A 20,168-nucleotide genomic window follows, 5' to 3' on the forward strand; every position below is an offset into this window, starting at 1 on the left:
ACCGGCGCTTTTCGGGGCAAGGCCAAACCGCACATCGACTCCCGGAGACCATCGTGACGGCACGTATTTATCAGACGCCCAAAAATGCGATGCAATCGGGCAAGGCGAAGACCGGCATCTGGGTGCTGGAATTCAAGCCGACCGAACCCAAGCTGCCCGATCCGCTGACGGGCTGGGCTGGCTCGGGTTACACCGAGGAACAGGTGATCCTGAAGTTCCCTTCGCAGGACGCGGCAAAGGCCTATGCCGAACGCGAAGGCATCGACTACACCGTCGTCATCACACCGCCCAAGACGCTGAAGCTCCAGGCTTATGCGGATAACTTCCGCTAAGTTTTACGTGTCGGCTTTTAGAAAGCTGCCGCCGAGCAACAACAGCATCTTGACGTCGATGGCGTAACCCCTGGCGCGCAGATCCTCGACATAGCGCGGCAGGGTATCGAGGGGGACACGGTGGACGATAATGTCCTCGCCTTCCACCCCGCCGCCTTCGCTGACCTTAGTCAGTCCGTTTGCACGGAACAGCGTGAAGCTTTCCGATACCATGCCCGGCGAACTGAAAAACTCCCCCAGCTTCGTCATGGTTTCGGCACGATAGCCTGTCTCTTCTTCCAGCTCACGGCTGGCGGCGACGGCATTGTCTTCGTCGGGCGCATCGCCATCGCCCACAAGGCCAGCGGGCAATTCGATGCACCGCCGCGCCAAAGGCACGCGATATTGATCGACCAGCAGGATATGGCCGTCATCCACTGCCACGATCACCGCTGCCTGAATGCCGCGCGCCCGCCCGACATATTCCCACTTTCCGCGCCGCTTGGCCGTGATGAAGCGGCCTTGCCACATAGTCTCTTCAGGCTGCTGCATGTCGTCGGGAATGGGCAGGGTCATAGTTCGATCAGTCGGTCCGGTAATTCATTGCGGTCGTCCGCGCTGCGCGGGAAATGTTGAGCCAGTACGACGCCGACTTGTTCGACGGCCAATGCCATACCTTTGCCCGGATGGCCTGCGCGCACCTCGGCGATCAGCGCTGCCATCGCGTCGCCCCACACTTCAGGCGCAACCTTGTCATTGATGGCAGCGTCGGCCACGATTTCGGAACGGTGCTCGTCCAGCGAGAGGTAGATCAGCACGCCGGTCTTGGCCCGCGTGCGCGCTTCGACAGCGGCACGGAACAGGGTGATCGCGCGCCGCCTTACCCGTCGCGCCTTGGTGGACTTCGGCGTCAGCATCATCCGTAACGGCATGATCGCCAGCAGGTAACGGACAGCCAGTAACTTGACGATCAGCAGGCAGAGTAAAGCCGTCAGGAATTTCCAGTCGGCCAGTTCATGCTCCCAACTGCCCAGCAGGGTCAGCACGACATGTTCGAACCATTTCGGGAACGCTGCGACCAACGATACCGTCAGCAGCATAGCCGCCACCGCCCAATGCAGGCCAGCATCGTGATAACTGTCGGATCGGCGCGCCACGATCGTCACGATTTCGCCATCGCTGCTCGCTTCCGCGCGCCCGACGGCGCCCGTCACGAGGTCATGATCGGCTTCGGAAAGGCGCTTGAAACTCACCATCACCAGTCCCCCGATGCGCCACCGCCGCCAAAGCTGCCGCCGCCGCCCGAAAAGCCACCACCGCCGCCAAATCCGCCGCCACCCCAGCCGGAACCTCCACTATCGCCCCAACTCGAACCGCCGACGCTTGGTCCCCAGATCACGATAGGCATCCCACTGCGACGATGCCGTTTCCCCCCGCGCCGTCCGAATATCGCAGGCAGTACGAAGAACAGCAGAATGACGATCCAGAAAATCACCATGAAGCCGCCGCCGCTGTCGCGGTCGCTCTTCTGTCCCTGCTCAGCAGCAACGGCCTGCGCCCGCGCTTCCTCGGGCGGCAATGTCAGGAGGGTCGCGATTGCACTCGCGCCTGCCTCTATCCCGCCGGGATAGTCGTTCGCTTTGAAGTACGGCACTACGTTCTCGCGAATGATGCGCGAAGAAAGGGCATCGGTCAGAATGCCTTCCAGACCGTAGCCAACTTCGATCCGCACCTTCCGTTCATTGGGCGCGACGATCAGCAATGCGCCGGTATTCTTGTCCTTTTCGCCGATGCCCCAGTTGCGGCCGAGCTGGTATCCATAATCGGCAATGTCATAATCCTGCAGGCTGGGGATCGTGACGACCACCAGTTGCCGTCCGCTCTGCTGTTCCAGCGCAGCGAGCTTGTCGGTCAGCGCCTTCTCACGGGCCGGATCGAGCAGATTGGCCGCATCGACCACACGACCCGTCAGCTTGGGAAACTCCTGCGCCCATGCGCTCGGGGCGAGTGCTATCAGCACCCAGAGCAGGCAGAGGCGCAGGACTGTTTTCACGGTTGGGATATCAGTTGCCGAAATCGACCTTGGGCGCTTCTTCGGCTCCCGGTGTCGTCGCCTGATACGGAGTCATCGGCTTTGCGCCGTGGATCAGCTTCGCACCAATGGCGTCAGGGAACGTGCGGATGCGTGTGTTATAGGCCCGCACCGCTTCGTTATAATCGCGCGTCGCGACGGCAATGCGGTTTTCCGTCCCTTCAAGCTGCGATTGCAGTTCGAGGAAGTTGGCGTTGGTCTTCAGGTCCGGATAGGCTTCGACATTGGCAAGCAAACGGCCAAGGCCCTGCGAAAGCTGACCCTGCGCCTGCTGGAACTGGGCCACCTTGGCCGGATCGGACAGATCGTCGGCGCTCACCTGAACCGACGTCGCCTTGGCGCGGGCTTCGGTTACGCGGACGAGTGTATCCTGCTCTTGCTTGCCAGCCGCCTTCACGGTGGCGACGAGATTGCCGATCAGGTTCGACCGGCGCTGATATTGGGTCTGAACGTCGGCCCACTTCGCCTTTGCAACTTCTTCTGCCGCCGGCACACTGTTGATGCCGCAGGACGCCAGCGTCAGCGCGGCAACCATCGTGAACAGGGCGGGGGCCAAACGGCGTATCGTCTTAGGCAACATCGAAACTCTCCCCAAGGAACAGGTTAGCGCACAAGTAAGGGGTCCGACGGTCCTCCGCAACTGGACAACATCTTTATCCTTCTGCATCGTTACGACGCAGTTGAACTGGACGACATGGGGATGAGAGATGACGATAGTTTCTGAATTCAAGGCTTTCGTGGCGCGAGGCAATGTGCTGGATCTGGCGATCGGCGTGATCATCGGCGGCGCCTTTGCCACGATAACCAAGTCCGTGACGGACGATCTCATCATGCCTGTGGTTGGCTGGCTGTTCGGCGGTGTCGATTTTTCGAGCTACTTCATCCGGCTCGGTGCGATACCCGAAGGCTTCAAAGGGTCGCCCGAGAGCTATGCCGACTTGAAAACCGCAGGAGTCGCGATGCTCGGATGGGGAGCTTTCCTTACGGTCGTCGTCAATTTCCTGATCCTGGCGTTCATCATTTTTCTGCTGATGAAGGGCGTGAACAGGCTTTTGGTCGCTGAAAAGCCAGCCGAAGCGGCAGCCGCTCCCACGCCGGAAGACATCGTTCTCCTGCGTGAAATTCGCGATTCCCTCCAGAAAGGCGGCACCAAGCCCCTGTAAAAAGTGCGGGTGTAAAGTTTCGGATGCGACGAGCGGTGGAACCTTCGCGGTGGAAACCGGTTGAAGCGACTTGGATGATTGCCGCACATTCCGCGCGATTGCCCAAATGTGCATATCTGCCCCTGGGGGCCCAACAGGAGAATGATCCGTGAAAACCTTTGTCAAAGTGCTCGGCCTTGTCAGCCTTGTCAGCCTTGCCGCTTGCGATTCCAAGCAGGAAAACAAAGTTGAAAATGCTTACGAAAACCAGGCCGATGCTCTGGAGAACCAGGCTGACGCGGTAAGGGACAGCACGGAAAACATGGCTGACAACGCTGAAGTCGCTGGTGAAAACAAGGCCGATGCGCTTGAAGAAAAGGCCGATGCGACCCGCGAAGCAGGCGAAGCCGCTGGCGATGCGGTCGAAAACAAGATGTAATCTTGGATGTTCGACCTATGTCGAACATGAATGGGGAGCCGCACCGCAAGGTTCGGCTCCCTTTTTCATGCGTCCGGGCAGTTCTCGCCGTCGATCCGCGGTTAGTCACTTTTAATTCAGGCAATAGCGCCTATATGCAAATTGTCGGGTTCGCCCGACTATGGCGATAAATTGTGCCGTGTAATAGACGCAGCGGACGCGGGGGCAGTACCCGCCGGCTCCACCAGATGCCCCATAGCCTTTCAGGCCATGGGTTGCCTGACGGGGCCGAACCAGGATCGACGTGTGTTAAAAGACGGTATTTTTGCCCGGCCCGAGTAAGCCGTGAAACTGTTCAACAACCATAAGTGCCAACGATAACGAAGCACTCGCTCTCGCAGCATAATTAAGGCCTCACGGCTGAGATTATTCTAAAAGAACGCGGTCGAACCCACCGGGCAACAGAAGGGTCACAGCGGCTTCCGGGAGAGCCGGGCAACAGAATCTCCCGGACCCTTCCCCCCTCTCTCAAATCTTGAGCTGCGCGTCAGTCCGCGTGGGCATTTGGCGCCCGCCCTCTTTTTGGCGCGAATCATCTTTCCATTTTGGCGAGAGATGTTTGTTGCAGTTTAATGACAAAATCTGTCATAATAGCACGCTCGCCAAAGGGTCTTTGTAGGCCACTGATTACAAACGAATAAATCTTATAGCCGCATCGTCCATCTATATTGCTGTAACGTCATAAAAGTGAAATACTCATCGTTATAGTAAGAAGATTTTTTGGAGGATGTGATGATCAAGCGGTCTGTCATGATATTGGGCGCGGCGCTTCTGGCGGCGGGCGTTTCGACATCCGCTGTGGCGGCGCCACAGGCAGAAATAGGTTATACGCCCGGTGCGCTTGGCGTGGCAGCGCTGATGCAAGGCGATTATGACGCAGCTGCGTCACGCCTCACCAGCTTGGACGGCGCCACAGTCGGCGATCCCGCCCGCCTTATCAATCTTGGGAATGCCTATGCCGGTATGGGGCGTATTACCGATGCGGACGCTGCGTACCGTTCGGCCATCAAAGCGATGCCGGTCGACCTGATGCTGGCCGATGGGTCGATCAAGTCCTCTCGCGCCATCGCGCGCGAAGCCATGAGCCGACTGCCGCGCACGACATACGCTTCCCGATAAGCGCGCGTTCGCATAGGTTTCTCATAGGGCGGCGGCGCTAATCTGTGCCAGCCGCCCGATTTGTTCCATGCAATTGGGCGTTACTGGAAGGCGACGAAGCCTGTGGTGTCCTGCGCTACGGACAGGTTCACTGCACTATCGATCAACCAGCACTCGTTGGCCGACCAATTCTTGCCATCGATCGTTCCCGATCCCGTGATCGGGACGAACCAGCAGGGCAGGCTGTCTGGCAGCACGGGGCTGTCCCCTGCTTTCCATGCGATCATATCCATGGTGAACGGGGCGTCCGTTCCATCCACCACCCGCGTTTCCGTACCAAGGGGTAAAACACGGTCACCGACGGGAAATGGCTTCGCCTTGCTCACTGTAACGCCGTCATCGAGATGCAATTCACGCGGCCGCCCATAATCGAACAGGCGATAGGTCACATCGTTGTTCTGCTGAATTTCGACGAGCGTTATGCCAGCGCCGATGGCATGAACGGTCCCGGCAGGAATATAGAAGAAGCTGCCCGGGTGAACAGCTTTCCAGTCCATCAACGCTTCGATCGATCCGTCCAGCGCGGCGGCGCGCAATGCATCGGCATCCAAAGGCTGCGTCGTGCCGATGCCAAGCCGCGCATCGGGTTCCGCATCCAGCACATACCAGCATTCGGACTTCCCACCCGCAAGGCCGCGCTCGGCGGCTTCGCTGTCATTGGGATGCACCTGAATCGACAGCTTCTCGCTGGTGAAGATATATTTGACCAGCAACGGCGGATGACGGCCCTCCGGTCCATCGAACCAGATTTCCCCGATCTTCTGGCCATCGGGATTGGGAAAGATGGCAGGCAGATCGTAGCGGCCCCAAGGTTTTTCCACGGTCTTTTGCGTCAACTGGATGGCACCCGTCTTCTGCACAGTCGTCATTTCTCAACGCTTCCCTTAACATATACGCGCTTGCCGCCGACCCATGTTTCCAGCACCTGCGTGTCACGAATATCGGCGGGACGTGACAGTGTAATGTCGCGGTCGATCAGTAAAAAATCGGCCTGCTGACCCGGCGCCAAGGTGCCAAACCGCTTTTCGGCAAAACCGGCATAGGCTGCGCCTTGCGTGAAGGCCATCAGAGCTTCCTCCAACTTGACCCGTTCCTGCGGCAGCCATCCGCCGAACGGTTCCCCCTTGGCATCTTCGCGCGTCATCGCAACCGCAATGCTGGGGAAGGGATTGGGCGATTCCACCGGCACATCGGAACCGAACGCCAGCGGCACTTTGTTGTTTAACATTGTGCGCCAGGCATATGCGCCTTTCAGCCTCGCCTCGCCCATACGGGTCGTCGCCATCCGCCAATCTGAGGATTCATGGACCGGCTGCATCGACGCAATCGTGCCATGCGCGGCAAAGCGGGGCAGGTCGACAGGATCGACAATTTGCGCATGTTCGACGCGCCAGCGACGGTCGCCCTTATAGGTGTCCGATAGCTCATCAATGGCATCGAGAACTTCGGCATTGGCCTGATCGCCGATGGCGTGGACGGCAATCTGGAAATTATCCATCGCGGCGCGGCTCATCTGATTGCGCAACTGCGTCGACCCCGTCAGCGGCAAACCGCGCTGTCCCGCTGCGTCGCTATAATCCGCCTTCAGCCACGCCCCGCGCGATCCCAGCGCTCCGTCCAGATACAGTTTGACCCCGCCCATGCGCAGTCGGTCGCCATACAGCCACGGCGTCGGTCCCGGCCCAGCGATGGCGATCATCTGGTCGATACCCGATGCATAGGACATGATCCGGACGCGCAATGTGTCGCGATCCCCCGCACGGCGGAACGTCTGCCAGTCGTCCATGGTCGTGCCCATGTCGGCGATGGCCGTTATGCCGACCGACAGCAGCTTTTCCTGTGCCTTGGCAAAGGCCAGATCCCGGTCTTTCGGCGCGGGCGGCGGCACTACCCGCTCAACGAGGCTCTTGGCAGCATCGACGAAAACGCCTGACGGCTTGCCAGCCGCCATTTCGATGCGGCCACCAGGGGGTGCCTTGGTCGCAGCAGTAATACCCGCAGCCTTCAGCGCAGCACTATTGGCCCAGCCCGCATGGCCATCGACCCGTTCCAGCCACACCGGAATGTCGGCAACGGCAGCGTCGAGTTCCGCCGCAGTCGGAAAGCGGCCCAGACCCCAAAGCTCCTGATTCCAGCCCGTCCCCAATATCCATTTCCGGCCGGCATTTTCGCGGGCATAGGCCTGTATCTTCGCCTGCGCCTCCGCGAGCGATCGGGTGTCCGACAAGTCGAGTGTCAGCAGCGCCATGCCCAGCCCCATGACATGCCCGTGACCGTCGATCATGCCGGGGATCATCGTCCGGCCCCTGCCATCCAACTTGAACGTCGGTCGCTCGGGCCGCTTGTCCATGCTCTGCAGGAGCTTCTCGACCTTGCCATCGTCGCCGACGATCATTCCGTCGAACGAAATCAGCTTGCCCTTGTCATCCAACGCAACGCCATTCACGTTATCGACGAGGGAAGATGCAAAGGCCGGAAGTGATAGGGATGCTCCGAGCAGTGCGACCGTAAACCCGATCCGACCCTTCATACGCGCGTGATCCGACGCACCAGTGCGCTGGTATCCTGCCGCCCGCCGCCCATCGCCTGAATGTCGGCAAAAAATTGGTCGACCTGCGCCGTCATCGGCAAGGTTGCGCCATTGGATCGCGCTTCCTCCAGCGTCAGCCCCAGATCCTTGCGCATCCAGTCGACTGCAAAGCCGAAATCGAAACTGTCTTGCGCCATAGTCTTCCAGCGATTTTCCATTTGCCAGCTTTGCGCAGCACCGCCTGAAATCGCCTCGAACACCTTGTCGAGATCGAGATCGGCTGCCTGCGCGAAACGAAGCGCTTCCGATAGGCCTTCCAGAACGCCTGCAATGCAGATTTGGTTCACCATCTTCGTCGTCTGTCCAGCGCCCGCGACGCCGACATGGACAATGCGCGCGGCATAGCTTTGCATCACGATCCGCGCCGCCTCGACCGCCGGGCCGGTCCCGCCGCACATGATCGACAGCTTGCCATTCTCCGCGCCTGCCTGCCCGCCCGATACTGGCGCATCGACGCAATGGATGGACTTGCTTTCGCCCTCCACGAACAATTGCCGCGCAATCCGGGCCGATACGGTCGTATGGTCGATGAACAGGCTGCCCTTCTTCATCGATCGGAATGCGCCATCGCGACCCAGTGTTACCGCGGCCAGATCGTCGTCATTGCCGACGCAGGTGATGACGACATCGGCGTCTTGCGCAGCCTGCATCGGACTGACCGCCACCGTGCCGCCATAGGCCTCCGCCCACGCCTTCGCCTTGCCAATGGACCGATTGAACACATGGAGCTGATGCCCTGCGCGGGCCAGATGTCCTGCCACAGGGCCGCCCATCACGCCCAGGCCGATAAACGCTATATTTGCCATTGCACCCGCTTTAGAAAAAGGCTGATTGAAGGTTCGGTCCGGCATAAGGGCAGATTTGGGCAAGAGCCAGTTTCTTCTTGAGCGCCGATAGGGTAGGGGCGAGCGCCATGAACACGCTGACCAAGATCGAGGGCGCGCTGCCGCTGCCCGTAACCGTGGACGACATACTGGCCGCGCGCGCCCGCATTTCCGGATCGATCGTGCGAACGCCCACGTTGATCAGCCGCACCTTGTCGAACATGGTCGGCGCGACCGTCTATCTGAAGTTCGAAAATCTGCAGTTCACGGCAGCCTATAAGGAGCGCGGTGCGCTCAATCGTTTGCTGCTGCTGGACGATGCAGCGCGGGCCAAGGGCGTCATTGCCGCATCCGCAGGCAATCATGCGCAGGGGCTGGCCTATCACGGCGCGCGGCTAGGTGTTCCCGTTACCATCGTGATGCCGACGACCACGCCTACCGTGAAGGTTATGCAGACCGAAGGCCATGGCGCGACCGTTGTCCTCTATGGTGAAAAGTTCGACGACGCCTATGCGCACGCCCGCACGCTGGAGCAGGAGCGCGGGCTGACCTTCGTCCATCCTTTCGACGAACCCGACATCATCGCCGGGCAGGGTACGATCGCGCTGGAAATGCTGGAGGATGCGCCGGACATCGATACGTTGGTCATACCCATCGGCGGGGGCGGCTTGTTCTCGGGCATGGGCACGGCGGCACGGGCCATGAAGCCCGATATGCGGCTGATCGGCGTGCAGGCCGAACTCTATCCTTCGATGTATAGCCTGATGAACAATGCCGATCTGGCATGCGATGGCGACACACTTGCCGAGGGCATCGCCGTCAAGCAGCCGGGTATGCTTACGCGCCGCTTCGTTGAGCGACTGGCGGACGATATCGTCCTGGTGAGCGAACGCACACTTGAGCAAGCCGTCAGCCTGCTGCTGCAAATCGAAAAGACTGTGGTGGAAGGCGCGGGGGCTGCTGGCCTTGCCGCATTGCTATCGCACAAGGATAAGTTTGCCGGGCGGACCGTTGGGCTGGTATTGTGTGGCGGTAACATTGATACGCGGCTGCTGGCTAACGTATTGCTCCGCGATCTGGCCCGCTCGGGTCGGCTCGCGCGCCTGCGCATCATTTTACAGGATCGGCCCGGCACGCTCTTCGCCGTGGCGCGCATCTTCGATCAAGTGGGCGTGAATATCCTGGAGCTATCGCACCAGCGTATCTTCACCAATCTCCCGGCAAAGGGCTTAAGCCTGGACGTCGAATGCGAAACGCGAGACGCTGCCCATCTCGATCGATTGCTCGCCGCTATTGCGGATGCGGGTTATGAAGTGTCCCCGGTCGAACTCGCCTGAGATGTAATTGTCGCACCGTGGGAACGGTGCGGCGTTTACAGGATCAGGTGACGATCCACAGCGCCAGTCCGAGAACGCTGATCGCCATCACAAAGACGCCCGATATGCGGGAAACGGTGCTGATCAGGTTTTCTGCACGCGATTCGTTCCACGTCATGTCCCGTGGCGACGTCATATCTTGCATGGTGGAATAATTCATTTTCTGCGCCCTTGAAACAACGTTCACATGAACGCCCCCTGCGCGCATGTCATTTGCATCTCTCTCATTCGATATTTTTATGTTCTTACCGCTAATATATCTAATGGTTTGAAGGGGTGTTGACAATATATATTTGTTAAACCGTAGAAAAAATCGTTAAATTTTGCAGCGCAGCACATCGCCTTTCCTCGATGAACACATGAATAATTCTAAGATATCTGGTGAAAGTGATAATTAACTATATAATATTCTAAGTAATATTATATTACATCAAAATTATTGATGATCTTTACGAACTGCATTCTATAAAATCGGCATCATTTTCAAAGTAAATATCAAAAGGGTTACTCTTAAATCGCCGCGATCCCTCCGTTCGGCGCGGAATTAACTCTGTTTGCCGCGCCGAACAATTGCCCCATGCACTAGATACGTTCGTAAATGAAACTATTTAATCGACATGGCTGCGAGAACTTTTTTGATGGTCGCGCGCAGGTTCGCCATTGCAGCATTAACCATCATTTCTCGTGGACTCGCGCGTGACGGGAAGGGTTCCAGGGGCGGAAATCGCCTGCCAGCGCTTGGGGGCATATGTTTCAAGGTCTCAAGACAAGGTGTAAATTTTATTATGTGCAAAAATGCATATTGAGAATCTGGCATCGTAAATTGAAAATCGGGGAAATAAGGGCAAAAGAAAGTGCGATAACGCAAATACAAAAGCGTAATATAGCTATAACGCAAAAATCTCATCAATAAATCATGAAACGCTATACAACTTATTCTACTTTAGCGCGTTAATTGGTTACCGCTCTTGCTGCATCCGCGAAACAGGACTAATCTGGAGCTGTATCTAATCTTTCGATGTTGTGGTTTTGCGCGTGAATTTGAGATTTTTGCTGTGCCTCCTGGCAAGCATCTTCCTGCATGGCTGTGCGACATCGTCGTCGACGCCGATGGTTGAAGCAGGCGATCGTTATATGTCGCAATCCGTCGCCGTTGAGGATTACAAGCTTGGCGCAGGCGACAAGGTCCGCATGACGGTCTTCAATGAGCCTACCTTGTCCGGCGAATTCTCGGTCAGCGCCGACGGTGCGCTGTCCCTGCCGTTGCTGGGCGACGTTCAGGCCGTGGGCAAGTCGCCCGTCGAAATCGCCAAGATCGTGCAGACGCGCTTGTCGGATGGCTACATTCGCGAGCCGAAGGTCAGCGTGGAGGTGACGGCTTATCGACCGTTCTTCATCCTTGGTGAAGTTACCGCACCCGGCCAATATCCTTATGCCAGCGGACTGACTGTGCTGAACGCCGTGGCAACAGCGCAGGGGTTCACGCCGCGCGCGAGCCGTAAGGTCGTCTACATACGTCGGTCGGGCTCGACCGCCGAAGAAACCTATCGGCTTACCCCCGATCTCAGCGTCCGTCCCGGCGATACCATTCGGGTCGGGGAACGCTATTTTTAACGGCCTTAGTGCCGCGAAATACATGAGGATGCTGAAAAATGATAAATGTTAACAGGGACAATATTGCTTTGAACGCTCAATCGATGCCGATCGCTTCAGTGCGTTTCAGTCGCCTATTCGCGGCCCCGCTGCTGGCGGTTCTGGCGATGACGACCAGTTCTTTCGCGCTTGTCGCGCCTCAGGAGGCTGAAGTAGCCGCCGCACCGGCCCCGGTGGATCCCGAACAGGTCGGTATGATCGCTGCCGCTCTGCAGGCGGATTTGTCGAAGCTGGCTCCGACGGCGTCAGTCGAAGACATGGAAGCATCCATGATGTTCGTTCTTGGTCAGGGCGAATATTCGCTCGAAACAATGGAAGCGGCGCTCGATGTCGTGGAAGCGGGGCCGAATGTTACCCCTACGCTGAAGAAAGCCATCGCTAACGTGCGTCTTGCCCTGCGTCGCAAGTTCCGTCGCGGTACGGCGGCTATCCCCGGCGGCGCTGGCGATGGCGGCGGCAGCGGATTCTCCGCTCCGGTAATTGCCATCGGTGGCGGAGGCGCGAACTATGGTAACTAGGTTCTCGCGCAGCACGCTGCTGCTTAAGCGTCCGTCCGCCGTTAAGGGCAAATCCGCCAAGCGCTTGCTGTCCGGCCTGTTGTTGGGTTGCATCGCGACGGTGCCGACCATGGCGCACGCGCAGATCGAAGCAAGTCCGCTGGTGCCTGCGTTTCTTCCTGACGGTTTCGACAAGGGGCGCAATGTCAGCGTTACCGAACGGCCCCGCCCGGAATATGATCCGCTCGGTGTCAACCTTGGCGGGTTCAAGCTGTTTCCGAAGGTTGAAACCGGCGTCGGCTATAGCGACAACGTCTATCTGACCAACGGTAATAAGGAAGGGGACGGTTTCGCCGTCTTCAATCCTTCGGCGCGCTTGCGGTCCGAATGGGATCGGCATCAGGTGCAGTTGCAGGCAGCGGGCGCGTTCCGGCGCTTCTTCAACAACTCGGTCCGTAACGAAGACGCGTTCAACCTTGGCGCGTTGGGACGACTGGATGTGGGCAATGCCCTCTCTGTCACCGGCGAAGCGCAATATGCGCAGCAGTTCGAAACACCGATCACGGGCGACGTGGCCTCCAACCTGGCCGTGCTCTCGCAATATGAACGTGATTTCCTGTCGCTTCGCGGGCAATATGGCGTCGGTCAGGGGCGCCTGATTCTGGCGGCGGATCGCAGCCATTTCTCCTTCGATCCCATCAAGCTGCCGAGCGGCACGGTTATCGATCAGGAAAACCGCGATCGGACCTTGCATCGCGTCACGGGACAGGCCGAATATGCGGTGACGCCTAGCGTGTCATTCTACGGTCAGGTCAATTACACCGACACCAATTACGACACGAATTTTCTGCCCGGCATCGCCAATCGCGATTCGGACAGCTATCGTGCGATCGCAGGGACGAACTTCGATCTGTCGGGATTGGTCCGTGGTACGCTGGGCGTCGGCTATGCCAAGCGGAACTTCAACAGCCCGTTGTATAAGGATGTCGACGGCCTGTCGGTCGAGGCCAAGGTCGAATATTTCCCGACGGAACTGACGACGTTGGGCGTCAATGCCCGCCGCGTGATCGAGGATTCGAATATCGGCAATATCAATGCCTATTTCGACAATCGCTTTTCGCTTCGCGTCGATCACGAACTGCTCCGCAATCTGGTTCTCAACGCAATCGGTGAATATGCGCAGCAGGATTTCATCGGCAGTGCGCGCAAGACGACCTTCTATCGGGGATCGGGCGGCGCACGATATTTCATCAACCGGCTGCTCGGGCTTCAACTGCAAATGTCGTACATCAAGCGCGACACGACAGGCGAAGATCTGGGCCAGACATTCGACGAGTTCCGCGGGCAACTTACGCTGGTTGTCCAGCGCTGAGGTAATCTCTGAATTACGCCTGCGGGCCGTGTGAAGTTCAATCTCTAAATACGGATTACATCATGGAAATTTCGAAGCAGATGACTGACTATGACGGCCAGTTATCGGACTTGCTGCAGACTGTTCGTGATGTAATCCGGCGGCGCTGGCTGACGCTGGTGCTGGTGGCGGCCGCTGTATTGGCGTTGGGCGTCGTGCTGATGTTCATGATGACGCCGAAATATGAAACGACCGCTCGTATCCGCATCGATCCCGCGCAAAGCGTGGCGCAGAACAGCGGGGGCAGCACAGCCCTCAACCCCGAAGCCATCGAAACCGAAGTGGCGGTCCTTAACTCCCTCGACCTCGCACGCGAAGTCGTGAGTCGGCTGAAGCTGACGAATGATCCGGAGTTCACCGCCGGTCTGGCCAATCGCCCCGACGCCGCCACACTTGGTCAGACAGACCGGGAGACAGCGGTTGCGCAGGCGTTGCTTGCCAATCTCTCGGTTGAGCGCGACAAGCTTACATATCTTCTCGCAGTGAGCTTCACATCGCGCGATCCTGTAAAATCGGCCCGCATCGCGAACACTTTTGCTGAAACTTATCTCGACACCCGTGTCGGCACCAATGCCGGTGCGGCTGAGAAGCAGTCCGAGCAACTTAAGCGACAGGCCGCAGAGCTCGGTGCGGAAGTGCGCAGTGCTGACGCCGCCGTGGCTGCGTATCGCGCACGCGCTGGATTGACAGTCAGCGGCGATGGTAATGGCAGCGGCGGTACGATCGTCGATCAGCAGGTAGCACCGCTTTCGAACCAGCTCGCCACGGCAGAATCGGAAGCTGCCGCCGCTCGCGCCAGTCTCGCTGCTGCGGAAGGTCAAGTTGCCTGTGGCGGTCTGGATGCCGTTGCCGAAGTGCGCAGCTCCGAAGTGGTCGCAGAACTGCGTCGTCAGCGCGCCTTGGTATTGCGCGCAGTCGGTGAAGTTCAGGCGCGCTATGGCGAAAAGCATCCCGAATATGCGCGCGTCCGCGATCAGCTTTCTTCCATCGATCAGCAAATCAAGGATGAAGCGCTCCGCGTGATCGGTTCGCTCCGCGCCAATGCGACGGCCGCAGATGCACGCGCGGCCAGCTTGCGCGGCTCGATGGGCCGTCTCGAAGTGGAACGTGCGTCCAACACGCAGGCTTCGGTCATGGCCGAAAGCCTGGAACGCGAAGCCGTGGCAAAGCGTGCCGCCTTCGACCGCGCCTCGCAACTTGCGTTGGAAAGCACACAGGCTGCCCAGAATCGCATTTCGCAGGCCGTGATCGTGGATCGCGCGCAGCCGCCTTCGAAGCCCACGTCGCCTAACAAGCCGTTGATCCTTGCACTGGCGCTGGTTGCCGCATTCGCTGCGGGCGCGGGCACCATTGCCGTCCAGGAAATGCTGGTGACGGGCATGCAAACGGTCGAAGAATTGGAAAACCAGCTTGGTATTCCCGTTCTCGCCGCCATTCCCAAGGTGCCCAAGTCGGTCAACCCGGCGGACCTCCTGTTGGAAAAGCCCACGTCGCTCTTTGCCGAATCGCTCCGCATCGCGCGGGCGGGTATTCTGGGCGTGCGCTCCAGCACGCCGCCAAAGGTGATTGCCTTTACCTCCGCACTGCCGAGCGAAGGCAAGACCACGACATCCTTGTCGTTCGCGCGCACCCTTGCTTCCAACAACTCCAGAACGCTTCTGCTGGAATGCGACGTGCGTCGTGCTGCAATGCGCGCGCTGGTTTCGAATCCGCCCACGGGACCGGGCATCGTGGAAATCCTTCACGGCAAGGCTACGGCAGAAGAAGTCATCGTTCCGGGGGATGTTCCGGGCTTGGATCATCTTCTCGTCCGCGCGCCCTATTTCAGTTCGGAAGATCTGTTCGGCGCGGATAACATGAAGAACCTGCTGGATAAGCTGCGTACGCGGTACGATCATATCGTACTCGATTTGCCGCCGCTGGTGGGCCTGGCCGATGGCCGTTTCCTTTCGGTGCTCGCTGACGTGACCGTGTTGATCGTTCGTTGGAACGATACGCCCGCCGCCGCGGCAGTCTCCGCTTTGGGCTGGCTCAAGTCCGACGGCGCCAACCCTGTCGGGGCGATCTACACTATGGTCGATTCCTCGGCGGAGGCGATTGGCGGCCTTTATTATTCGAAGAAATATTCCGCTTATTATCAGCAGCCGAACTGAGCCTAAGGGTCGTCGGCTTCACCCGACGACCGCTTTACGCATCCAGAGTTAGCTATGGCGCGCCGATCCAACGATCCCGTCCACCGCGCCCGACATCTGACGGTGATTGCCGTCATTTTTCTGGGGCTGTCGACGCTGCTTTCCCTCGGCCTGTGGATGCGGGAGCATGCGGTTGCAACCGCCGATGCGGGCTTGAAAACGCAGGAACTTGCGCTTGCCCGAGGCGACAGTGTGACGGAACGTTCGTCCATTGCAGTCGATGCGGGGTCTCAGCCCCGATTGCTGCTGAGCGATGCGATCTACCGGGCGCGCGCCATCCAGTCGACAGGAGTTATGGGGCGAGATAATGACCTCGCGTCGCTTTCGCGTCAGGTCGACCTGGCGATCGATGCACGTCCTCATTGGGCGCAGGCTTGGGTTGTAAAGGCCTACATCGAATCCTTACGCCCCCGCTCCAGCCATCTTCAGGCGTCGCTGGCTGCGTTGTCACGATCGTACAGCGATGCTCCGTTTCTGCGCGATGCATCGGGTTGGCGAGTGACATACGGCATGGCCCAGTGGGAGTCGTTGGATGGCTTCGTACGTAACCGCGTGATCGAGGAAGCCCTATGGCTGTCGCGCGTCGATCCGGATGTACGCCGCGCTATCTTCGGAGCGGCGCGCGCGACGCGAGCCTATGAGCCTCTGGTTCTGCGCTGGCGTGAATTGCGTCTGGCCGACGGCAACTATCTCGCCAATGGCAGAAGCAGTCTCGCTTTCCCTTAGTGCTCTACGAACACCCCACGACCCCACAACAACCCTGTCAGAAACAGCGCCAGCGTAATTGTCGATGGCACGTCCATTACAATGTCGACCATTGCGCAAAGCACTATCAGCAGGATCGCCAGTGCGACTGACCAGCGCCGGGTCGACCAGGGCGACCCCGCATAGTCGCGCACGATATCGCGCGCCACGCGCCACCCCAGCGCAGTCATCAACAGCAGATAAGGTACACCGCCCACCAGCAGTATCTGCAGCAGTAAGCTGTGCGCCGAATTGACGATCCACGCCCCTTCGGCAAAGCGCACGCCCGACATGGCAAACACGTTGATGCTCTGAAATCCACCCAGGCCATAACCGTAGACGGGTGAGGTCATCGCAATATCCCAATACTGGCTCCATAACCCGAGCCGCGCGCCCCATTCATATGATGTGCCGTCGAGCCGCGCCTGAAAAAGCTCAGCCTGTGCGATGACGATCACCAAGATGATGGCGGGCGCGGCATATACCGCCAATCGGGTCCAGTTTATCCTGCCCCGGCTCAGCGTGCGCGCCGTCAGCAACAGGACCAGCGCAGTTGTCAGGATGATCGGCACACGGGATGCCGTGGACGCCAGCGCCACCACCGCGATCAGCCATGCGCCTGCATGGCACAGCATGTTGACGGTCGTCCGTGTATCGGGTTTTTTCCCCGGTTCGCGGCGCATCAGGCTCAACAAGCGGCCCGTCGCCAGCAGCGCGACCATCCCGGCAACCACCGCGGTCACATTCGCATTGCCTATCGTACCCGCAAAGCGCCCCTGCCGCGACAACGACCAATAATCGAGCGCACCCTGTCCGCCAACGCTCCGCACGATCAGGCCGATCAACAGGATGCCGCACATGGCGAACAGCACTGTGTTCATCGCCCAACGCGCGTCGCGACGATTGGCGGCCATCAACGCACCGATCATGAATGCATAGAGCCCGGCCATCCACCCGGCAAATTCCGGCGCAAACATATCCGGTGCGAAGGCAACGGGGCGGTCGGCGAAGGGAACGACCGGAATCCCGACTTGAATGAGGATCAGCCACAAGGCCGCACCGCCGGCCAGCGTCAGGATCGGCGCTACGCCTGTCCAGAACGACAATATCGGGGGGCGCAACAGCAACATTGCCATCACCATCATCCCATTGATGATGGAGCAGGCCGCAGCCCCCTGTGCGCTGTCGAAGCCACGGAATAGCAAGCCGGACGCCAGGCCGATCGGAACGACGATCGGCAACAGGGACCGTGCGAGAGCATAATCGAAAAAGGGCGCTGACGTTTCAGGCGCGACAGCAGCGGACAGGCTAACGCCGTGTGTGTTCATAGTTCAGTCAACAGCGCTGCAGGTGGCGTGGCTTGCCTTGGCTGTGCATGCACCGGGTTCTCCATAAATCCAGCCTGATCCCTTGTAACCGGCATAGACTCTGCCGAACACATCCTTGTCCGCTTCGATCGCTGTCACCTGATCCAGTCGCCCCAGCGGAAAGTCGACCAACCGTTGCCAGTGCGTGGCATTGTCGACCGACCGCCAAAGACCGTATCGACCGTCAACGCGGCCGGAGATGTATATCGCCGGATAGCTTTGCCCGCGCGCAGCCTTGCCGAACGCTATATCGTCTACCCTGTTAATATGCCGTAACACTTGCCAATGGTCTCCCCCGTCGGTCGACCGCCGCAATGCAGTATCGCCGTCACCAGATACGCCGCTGGTGAAGAAAAGTTGCCCTGCCTTGCCCGGAACGGCCCGTAATTTTGCAGAATATTGGCTGGCGGGCGCAATTTCCCCGCGGAACCGCCGCGTCCAGCTTCTTCCACCATCGCTCGTGCGCCACAATCCGACCAGCGCGGCGTTATCGCCTTCGCCGCTATGCACCAGATAGAATGTGCCAGCCCTTACCCTGTCGGCGGCCAGTGTCTTCCGCTGCGTCCATTTCTGCGCATAGGATCCGGTATGCGGCAGCTTTTCGCCTTTCAACACGACCCGCCGCCAGCTTTTCCCTCGATCCAGTGTGTAGAAGGGCGCCCGGTTATACGCCGGTGCCCATATGATGTTGTCGATGGTGTCGGCGGCCACGGCAATGGTGCCAAAGGACATGCGCCAGGGATCATCGGCTTTTGTACCGGGCGGTTGGGGTAGGGTGGCAAATTTGCTCCAGCTTTTCCCGCCATCCATGCTGTATCCCGCGAGGACCGCATCGCCATCCTCCGCGCAGCAATCGCGCGTGTCCGATGCGTTAGTGACGTAGAAACCTGCTCTGGCTGGAGTCCACGCCACTTGCGGAGCGGCAATGATGACGCGCTCTTTGGGACCGTAAGTCGTCGAATAGGCATTGAGATCGGGTTTCACATGGATGCCGAAATCGAACCCCGCGAACAGCGGTGCCTGCCCCGGTGCCTGAACGATATCGGTGGTGACGATTTCCTCGACCCCGCGCGCTTGCCCTTGCCAGTCGGCCCGTCCGCAACCTTTGCCCAGATCGGCGAAAAACGGCCCCTGACCTTGTGCCAGCCAAAGCCGCCCTGGTTTCGCCGCGTCGAACCGGATTGGGCCTGACGCAAAGAAATTCTGATTGGCGACGCGCAACCAAGGCACATCGCCTTTACCGGCCGACACGTTGCGCGTCATGGCCTGCCAGCGACGGCCATTGTCGGTCGAGCACCAGCTTTGGCCTGCCTGGCTCATCGCCACGATGCGCCCGTCCTGCGGACTGGTCGCAACGCCGACAAAGGGCGCCTTGCCGATGGCGCCCGCCACGTTCAGGTTCGTCCAGCCCCCATCGCTATAACGCCACATCGTCTGCTTTTCCGAATCGGTGGCGATGAAACTGCCATCGTGCGCAAAGCTGCCCTGCGTAATGAATACAGGCCCGGTGGTCTGGCGGTTGGGCAGGGGGCGGAACGTCGCGCCGCCATCGTCCGACACCAACATGCCGTGCCCCGGCGACACTGCCCAGATGCGCGCGCCCTTTGCCTGCGGCTGAAACCAGATCATGACGCCCGGCGATTGCTGCCCCGGTGCAGGGCGCATGTCTGCGGGCTTCGGAACGGACGGAACGACTGCCCATGTCCCCCCGCCATCGTGCGATTGCCAAAGACCCTGCGCCGCCGTTCCGAACAGCACATGATCCGGGTCGGTTGGGCTGACAGCCATGAAAGGCCCATGAAAGCGAAATTCGGAATTGGCGTCGAACTGAAATAAGGGCGCACCGACATCCGGCCCCTGCCAGCTTTTGCTACCATCATGCGATCGATAGACCGCACCCCGGATCGCCATGTACAGACGTTGCGGATCGGATGGCGCGACAACAATTTCGTACACGCCTTCGGCCATGCCATCCTGCACGCGCGCACCCTTTGGCATGGCCTGCGCCGTCACCAGTTGCACCCAGCGATCCTCCGCTGCGTCCCAGCGATACGCCCCATAGACGTCCGTGCGGATCACGCGCATCAGGCCGCGGTCGTCGCTCGACAGGCCAGTGATAAATCCCCCGCCACCGACAGCGACCGGACGCCAGCGATACCGTTCACCCGCAACAGGTGAATCGGCGCGAGGGGAGGCCGCCAACGGTGCGAAGGGCGTGTCGCCCTTCGCCAGTAATGCCGAAAGCGATAGCAACGATGCAACCACCGCTATAGCCGACAGCGGCACCATAGCAGTCGCCTTCATCCGGCCCATAGCCCACGCTTAGCCAATCG

General features: G+C 59.4%; 20 protein-coding genes and 1 other RNA gene. 11 read left to right on the plus strand and 10 right to left on the minus strand.

The annotated features are described in order from the left end of the window. The first annotated feature begins 53 nt into the window (after nt 1-53). Complete coding sequence (locus LQ220_RS03750) at nt 54-332, plus strand: ETC complex I subunit (RefSeq protein ID WP_230186921.1); 279 nt, start codon at nt 54-56, stop codon at nt 330-332. Between the two features lie 3 nt (nt 333-335). Here LQ220_RS03750 and LQ220_RS03755 read toward each other — a convergent pair whose 3' ends face one another. Genes LQ220_RS03755 through LQ220_RS03770 form a run of 4 tightly spaced genes read right to left on the minus strand, consistent with a single transcriptional unit; the run spans nt 336 to nt 2,938 of the window. Further along, nucleotides 336-887: an NUDIX hydrolase gene (locus LQ220_RS03755; protein WP_230186922.1), complete on the minus strand. Its 552-nt coding sequence runs from the start codon at nt 885-887 to the stop codon at nt 336-338. Continuing rightward, nucleotides 884-1,567: a hypothetical protein gene (locus LQ220_RS03760; protein ID WP_230186923.1), complete on the minus strand. Its 684-nt coding sequence runs from the start codon at nt 1,565-1,567 to the stop codon at nt 884-886. Before LQ220_RS03760 ends, LQ220_RS03755 begins: the two co-directional genes overlap by 4 nt. Continuing rightward, nucleotides 1,567-2,364, minus strand: a complete 798-nt coding sequence (locus tag LQ220_RS03765) for a YgcG family protein (RefSeq protein WP_230186924.1) — start codon at nt 2,362-2,364, stop codon at nt 1,567-1,569. Before LQ220_RS03765 ends, LQ220_RS03760 begins: the two co-directional genes overlap by 1 nt. 10 nt (nt 2,365-2,374) lie before the next feature. After that, a complete protein-coding gene (locus LQ220_RS03770; RefSeq protein ID WP_230187257.1) occupies nt 2,375-2,938 on the minus strand; it encodes a LemA family protein in 564 nt (187 codons plus the stop codon). Between the two features lie 172 nt (nt 2,939-3,110). Here LQ220_RS03770 and mscL point away from each other — a divergent pair, with 172 nt between their 5' ends. The 4 genes from mscL (at nt 3,111) to LQ220_RS03790 (ending at nt 5,142) form a co-directional block, all read left to right on the plus strand. Beyond that, nucleotides 3,111-3,566 carry a large conductance mechanosensitive channel protein MscL gene (mscL, locus tag LQ220_RS03775; protein WP_230186925.1) on the plus strand — a complete coding sequence of 152 codons (456 nt, stop codon included), beginning with the start codon at nt 3,111-3,113 and terminating at the stop codon, nt 3,564-3,566. A 148-nt stretch (nt 3,567-3,714) separates the two neighbouring features. Continuing rightward, the gene (locus tag LQ220_RS03780) at nt 3,715-3,984 is read left to right on the plus strand and encodes a hypothetical protein (protein WP_230186926.1); all 270 of its coding nucleotides are present in this window, start codon (nt 3,715-3,717) and stop codon (nt 3,982-3,984) included. A 105-nt stretch (nt 3,985-4,089) separates the two neighbouring features. Then, nucleotides 4,090-4,440, plus strand: a transfer-messenger RNA (tmRNA) gene (gene ssrA, locus LQ220_RS03785). A gap of 315 nt (nt 4,441-4,755) precedes the next feature. Then, nucleotides 4,756-5,142, plus strand: a complete 387-nt coding sequence (locus LQ220_RS03790) for a tetratricopeptide repeat protein (RefSeq protein ID WP_230186927.1) — start codon at nt 4,756-4,758, stop codon at nt 5,140-5,142. Nucleotides 5,143-5,222: 80 nt separating this feature from the next. Here LQ220_RS03790 and LQ220_RS03795 read toward each other — a convergent pair whose 3' ends face one another. From LQ220_RS03795 to LQ220_RS03805, 3 genes are read right to left on the minus strand one after another with little or no spacing between them, the layout of a single operon-like run. Further along, nucleotides 5,223-6,050 carry a class I mannose-6-phosphate isomerase gene (locus LQ220_RS03795; protein WP_230186928.1) on the minus strand — a complete coding sequence of 276 codons (828 nt, stop codon included), beginning with the start codon at nt 6,048-6,050 and terminating at the stop codon, nt 5,223-5,225. Beyond that, nucleotides 6,047-7,711: an amidohydrolase gene (locus LQ220_RS03800; RefSeq protein ID WP_230186929.1), complete on the minus strand. Its 1,665-nt coding sequence runs from the start codon at nt 7,709-7,711 to the stop codon at nt 6,047-6,049. Before LQ220_RS03800 ends, LQ220_RS03795 begins: the two co-directional genes overlap by 4 nt. After that, the gene (locus LQ220_RS03805) at nt 7,708-8,577 is read right to left on the minus strand and encodes an NAD(P)-dependent oxidoreductase (RefSeq protein ID WP_230186930.1); all 870 of its coding nucleotides are present in this window, start codon (nt 8,575-8,577) and stop codon (nt 7,708-7,710) included. The genes LQ220_RS03800 and LQ220_RS03805 overlap by 4 nt, the downstream gene beginning before the upstream one ends. Nucleotides 8,578-8,684: 107 nt before the next feature. On the opposite strand from LQ220_RS03805, the gene LQ220_RS03810 reads away from it, so the two are divergent. Further along, nucleotides 8,685-9,932, plus strand: a complete 1,248-nt coding sequence (locus tag LQ220_RS03810) for a threonine ammonia-lyase (protein WP_230186931.1) — start codon at nt 8,685-8,687, stop codon at nt 9,930-9,932. A 43-nt stretch (nt 9,933-9,975) separates the two neighbouring features. Here the strand turns inward: LQ220_RS03810 and LQ220_RS03815 are convergent, their stop codons facing one another. Beyond that, nucleotides 9,976-10,131, minus strand: a complete 156-nt coding sequence (locus LQ220_RS03815) for a hypothetical protein (protein WP_230186932.1) — start codon at nt 10,129-10,131, stop codon at nt 9,976-9,978. Nucleotides 10,132-11,105: 974 nt separating this feature from the next. Here LQ220_RS03815 and LQ220_RS03820 point away from each other — a divergent pair. From LQ220_RS03820 to LQ220_RS03840, 5 genes are all read left to right on the plus strand, one after another. Further along, nucleotides 11,106-11,585, plus strand: a complete 480-nt coding sequence (locus LQ220_RS03820) for a polysaccharide biosynthesis/export family protein (protein WP_230186933.1) — start codon at nt 11,106-11,108, stop codon at nt 11,583-11,585. 146 nt (nt 11,586-11,731) lie between these two features. Continuing rightward, a complete protein-coding gene (locus LQ220_RS03825) occupies nt 11,732-12,142 on the plus strand; it encodes a hypothetical protein (RefSeq protein ID WP_230186934.1) in 411 nt (136 codons plus the stop codon). Beyond that, nucleotides 12,132-13,493 carry an outer membrane beta-barrel protein gene (locus LQ220_RS03830; protein WP_230186935.1) on the plus strand — a complete coding sequence of 454 codons (1,362 nt, stop codon included), beginning with the start codon at nt 12,132-12,134 and terminating at the stop codon, nt 13,491-13,493. Before LQ220_RS03825 ends, LQ220_RS03830 begins: the two co-directional genes overlap by 11 nt. A gap of 62 nt (nt 13,494-13,555) precedes the next feature. Further along, nucleotides 13,556-15,685 carry a Wzz/FepE/Etk N-terminal domain-containing protein gene (locus LQ220_RS03835; RefSeq protein WP_230186936.1) on the plus strand — a complete coding sequence of 710 codons (2,130 nt, stop codon included), beginning with the start codon at nt 13,556-13,558 and terminating at the stop codon, nt 15,683-15,685. A gap of 54 nt (nt 15,686-15,739) precedes the next feature. Beyond that, nucleotides 15,740-16,450: a hypothetical protein gene (locus tag LQ220_RS03840; protein WP_230186937.1), complete on the plus strand. Its 711-nt coding sequence runs from the start codon at nt 15,740-15,742 to the stop codon at nt 16,448-16,450. Here the strand turns inward: LQ220_RS03840 and LQ220_RS03845 are convergent. Then, on the minus strand, nt 16,447-17,796 hold the full coding sequence (locus LQ220_RS03845) for an O-antigen ligase family protein (RefSeq protein ID WP_230186938.1): 1,350 nt from the start codon (nt 17,794-17,796) through the stop codon (nt 16,447-16,449). The two genes, LQ220_RS03840 and LQ220_RS03845, sit on opposite strands and share 4 nt — an antisense overlap. Before the next feature lie 3 nt (nt 17,797-17,799). Next, nucleotides 17,800-20,139 (minus strand): hypothetical protein, encoded by a 2,340-nt coding sequence (locus LQ220_RS03850; protein ID WP_230186939.1) that lies wholly within the window; start codon nt 20,137-20,139, stop codon nt 17,800-17,802. Between the last annotated feature and the right edge of the window lie 29 nt (nt 20,140-20,168).

The organism is Sphingobium sp. CECT 9361 (genome assembly GCF_918741285.1).
Lineage (GTDB): Bacteria > Pseudomonadota > Alphaproteobacteria > Sphingomonadales > Sphingomonadaceae > Sphingobium.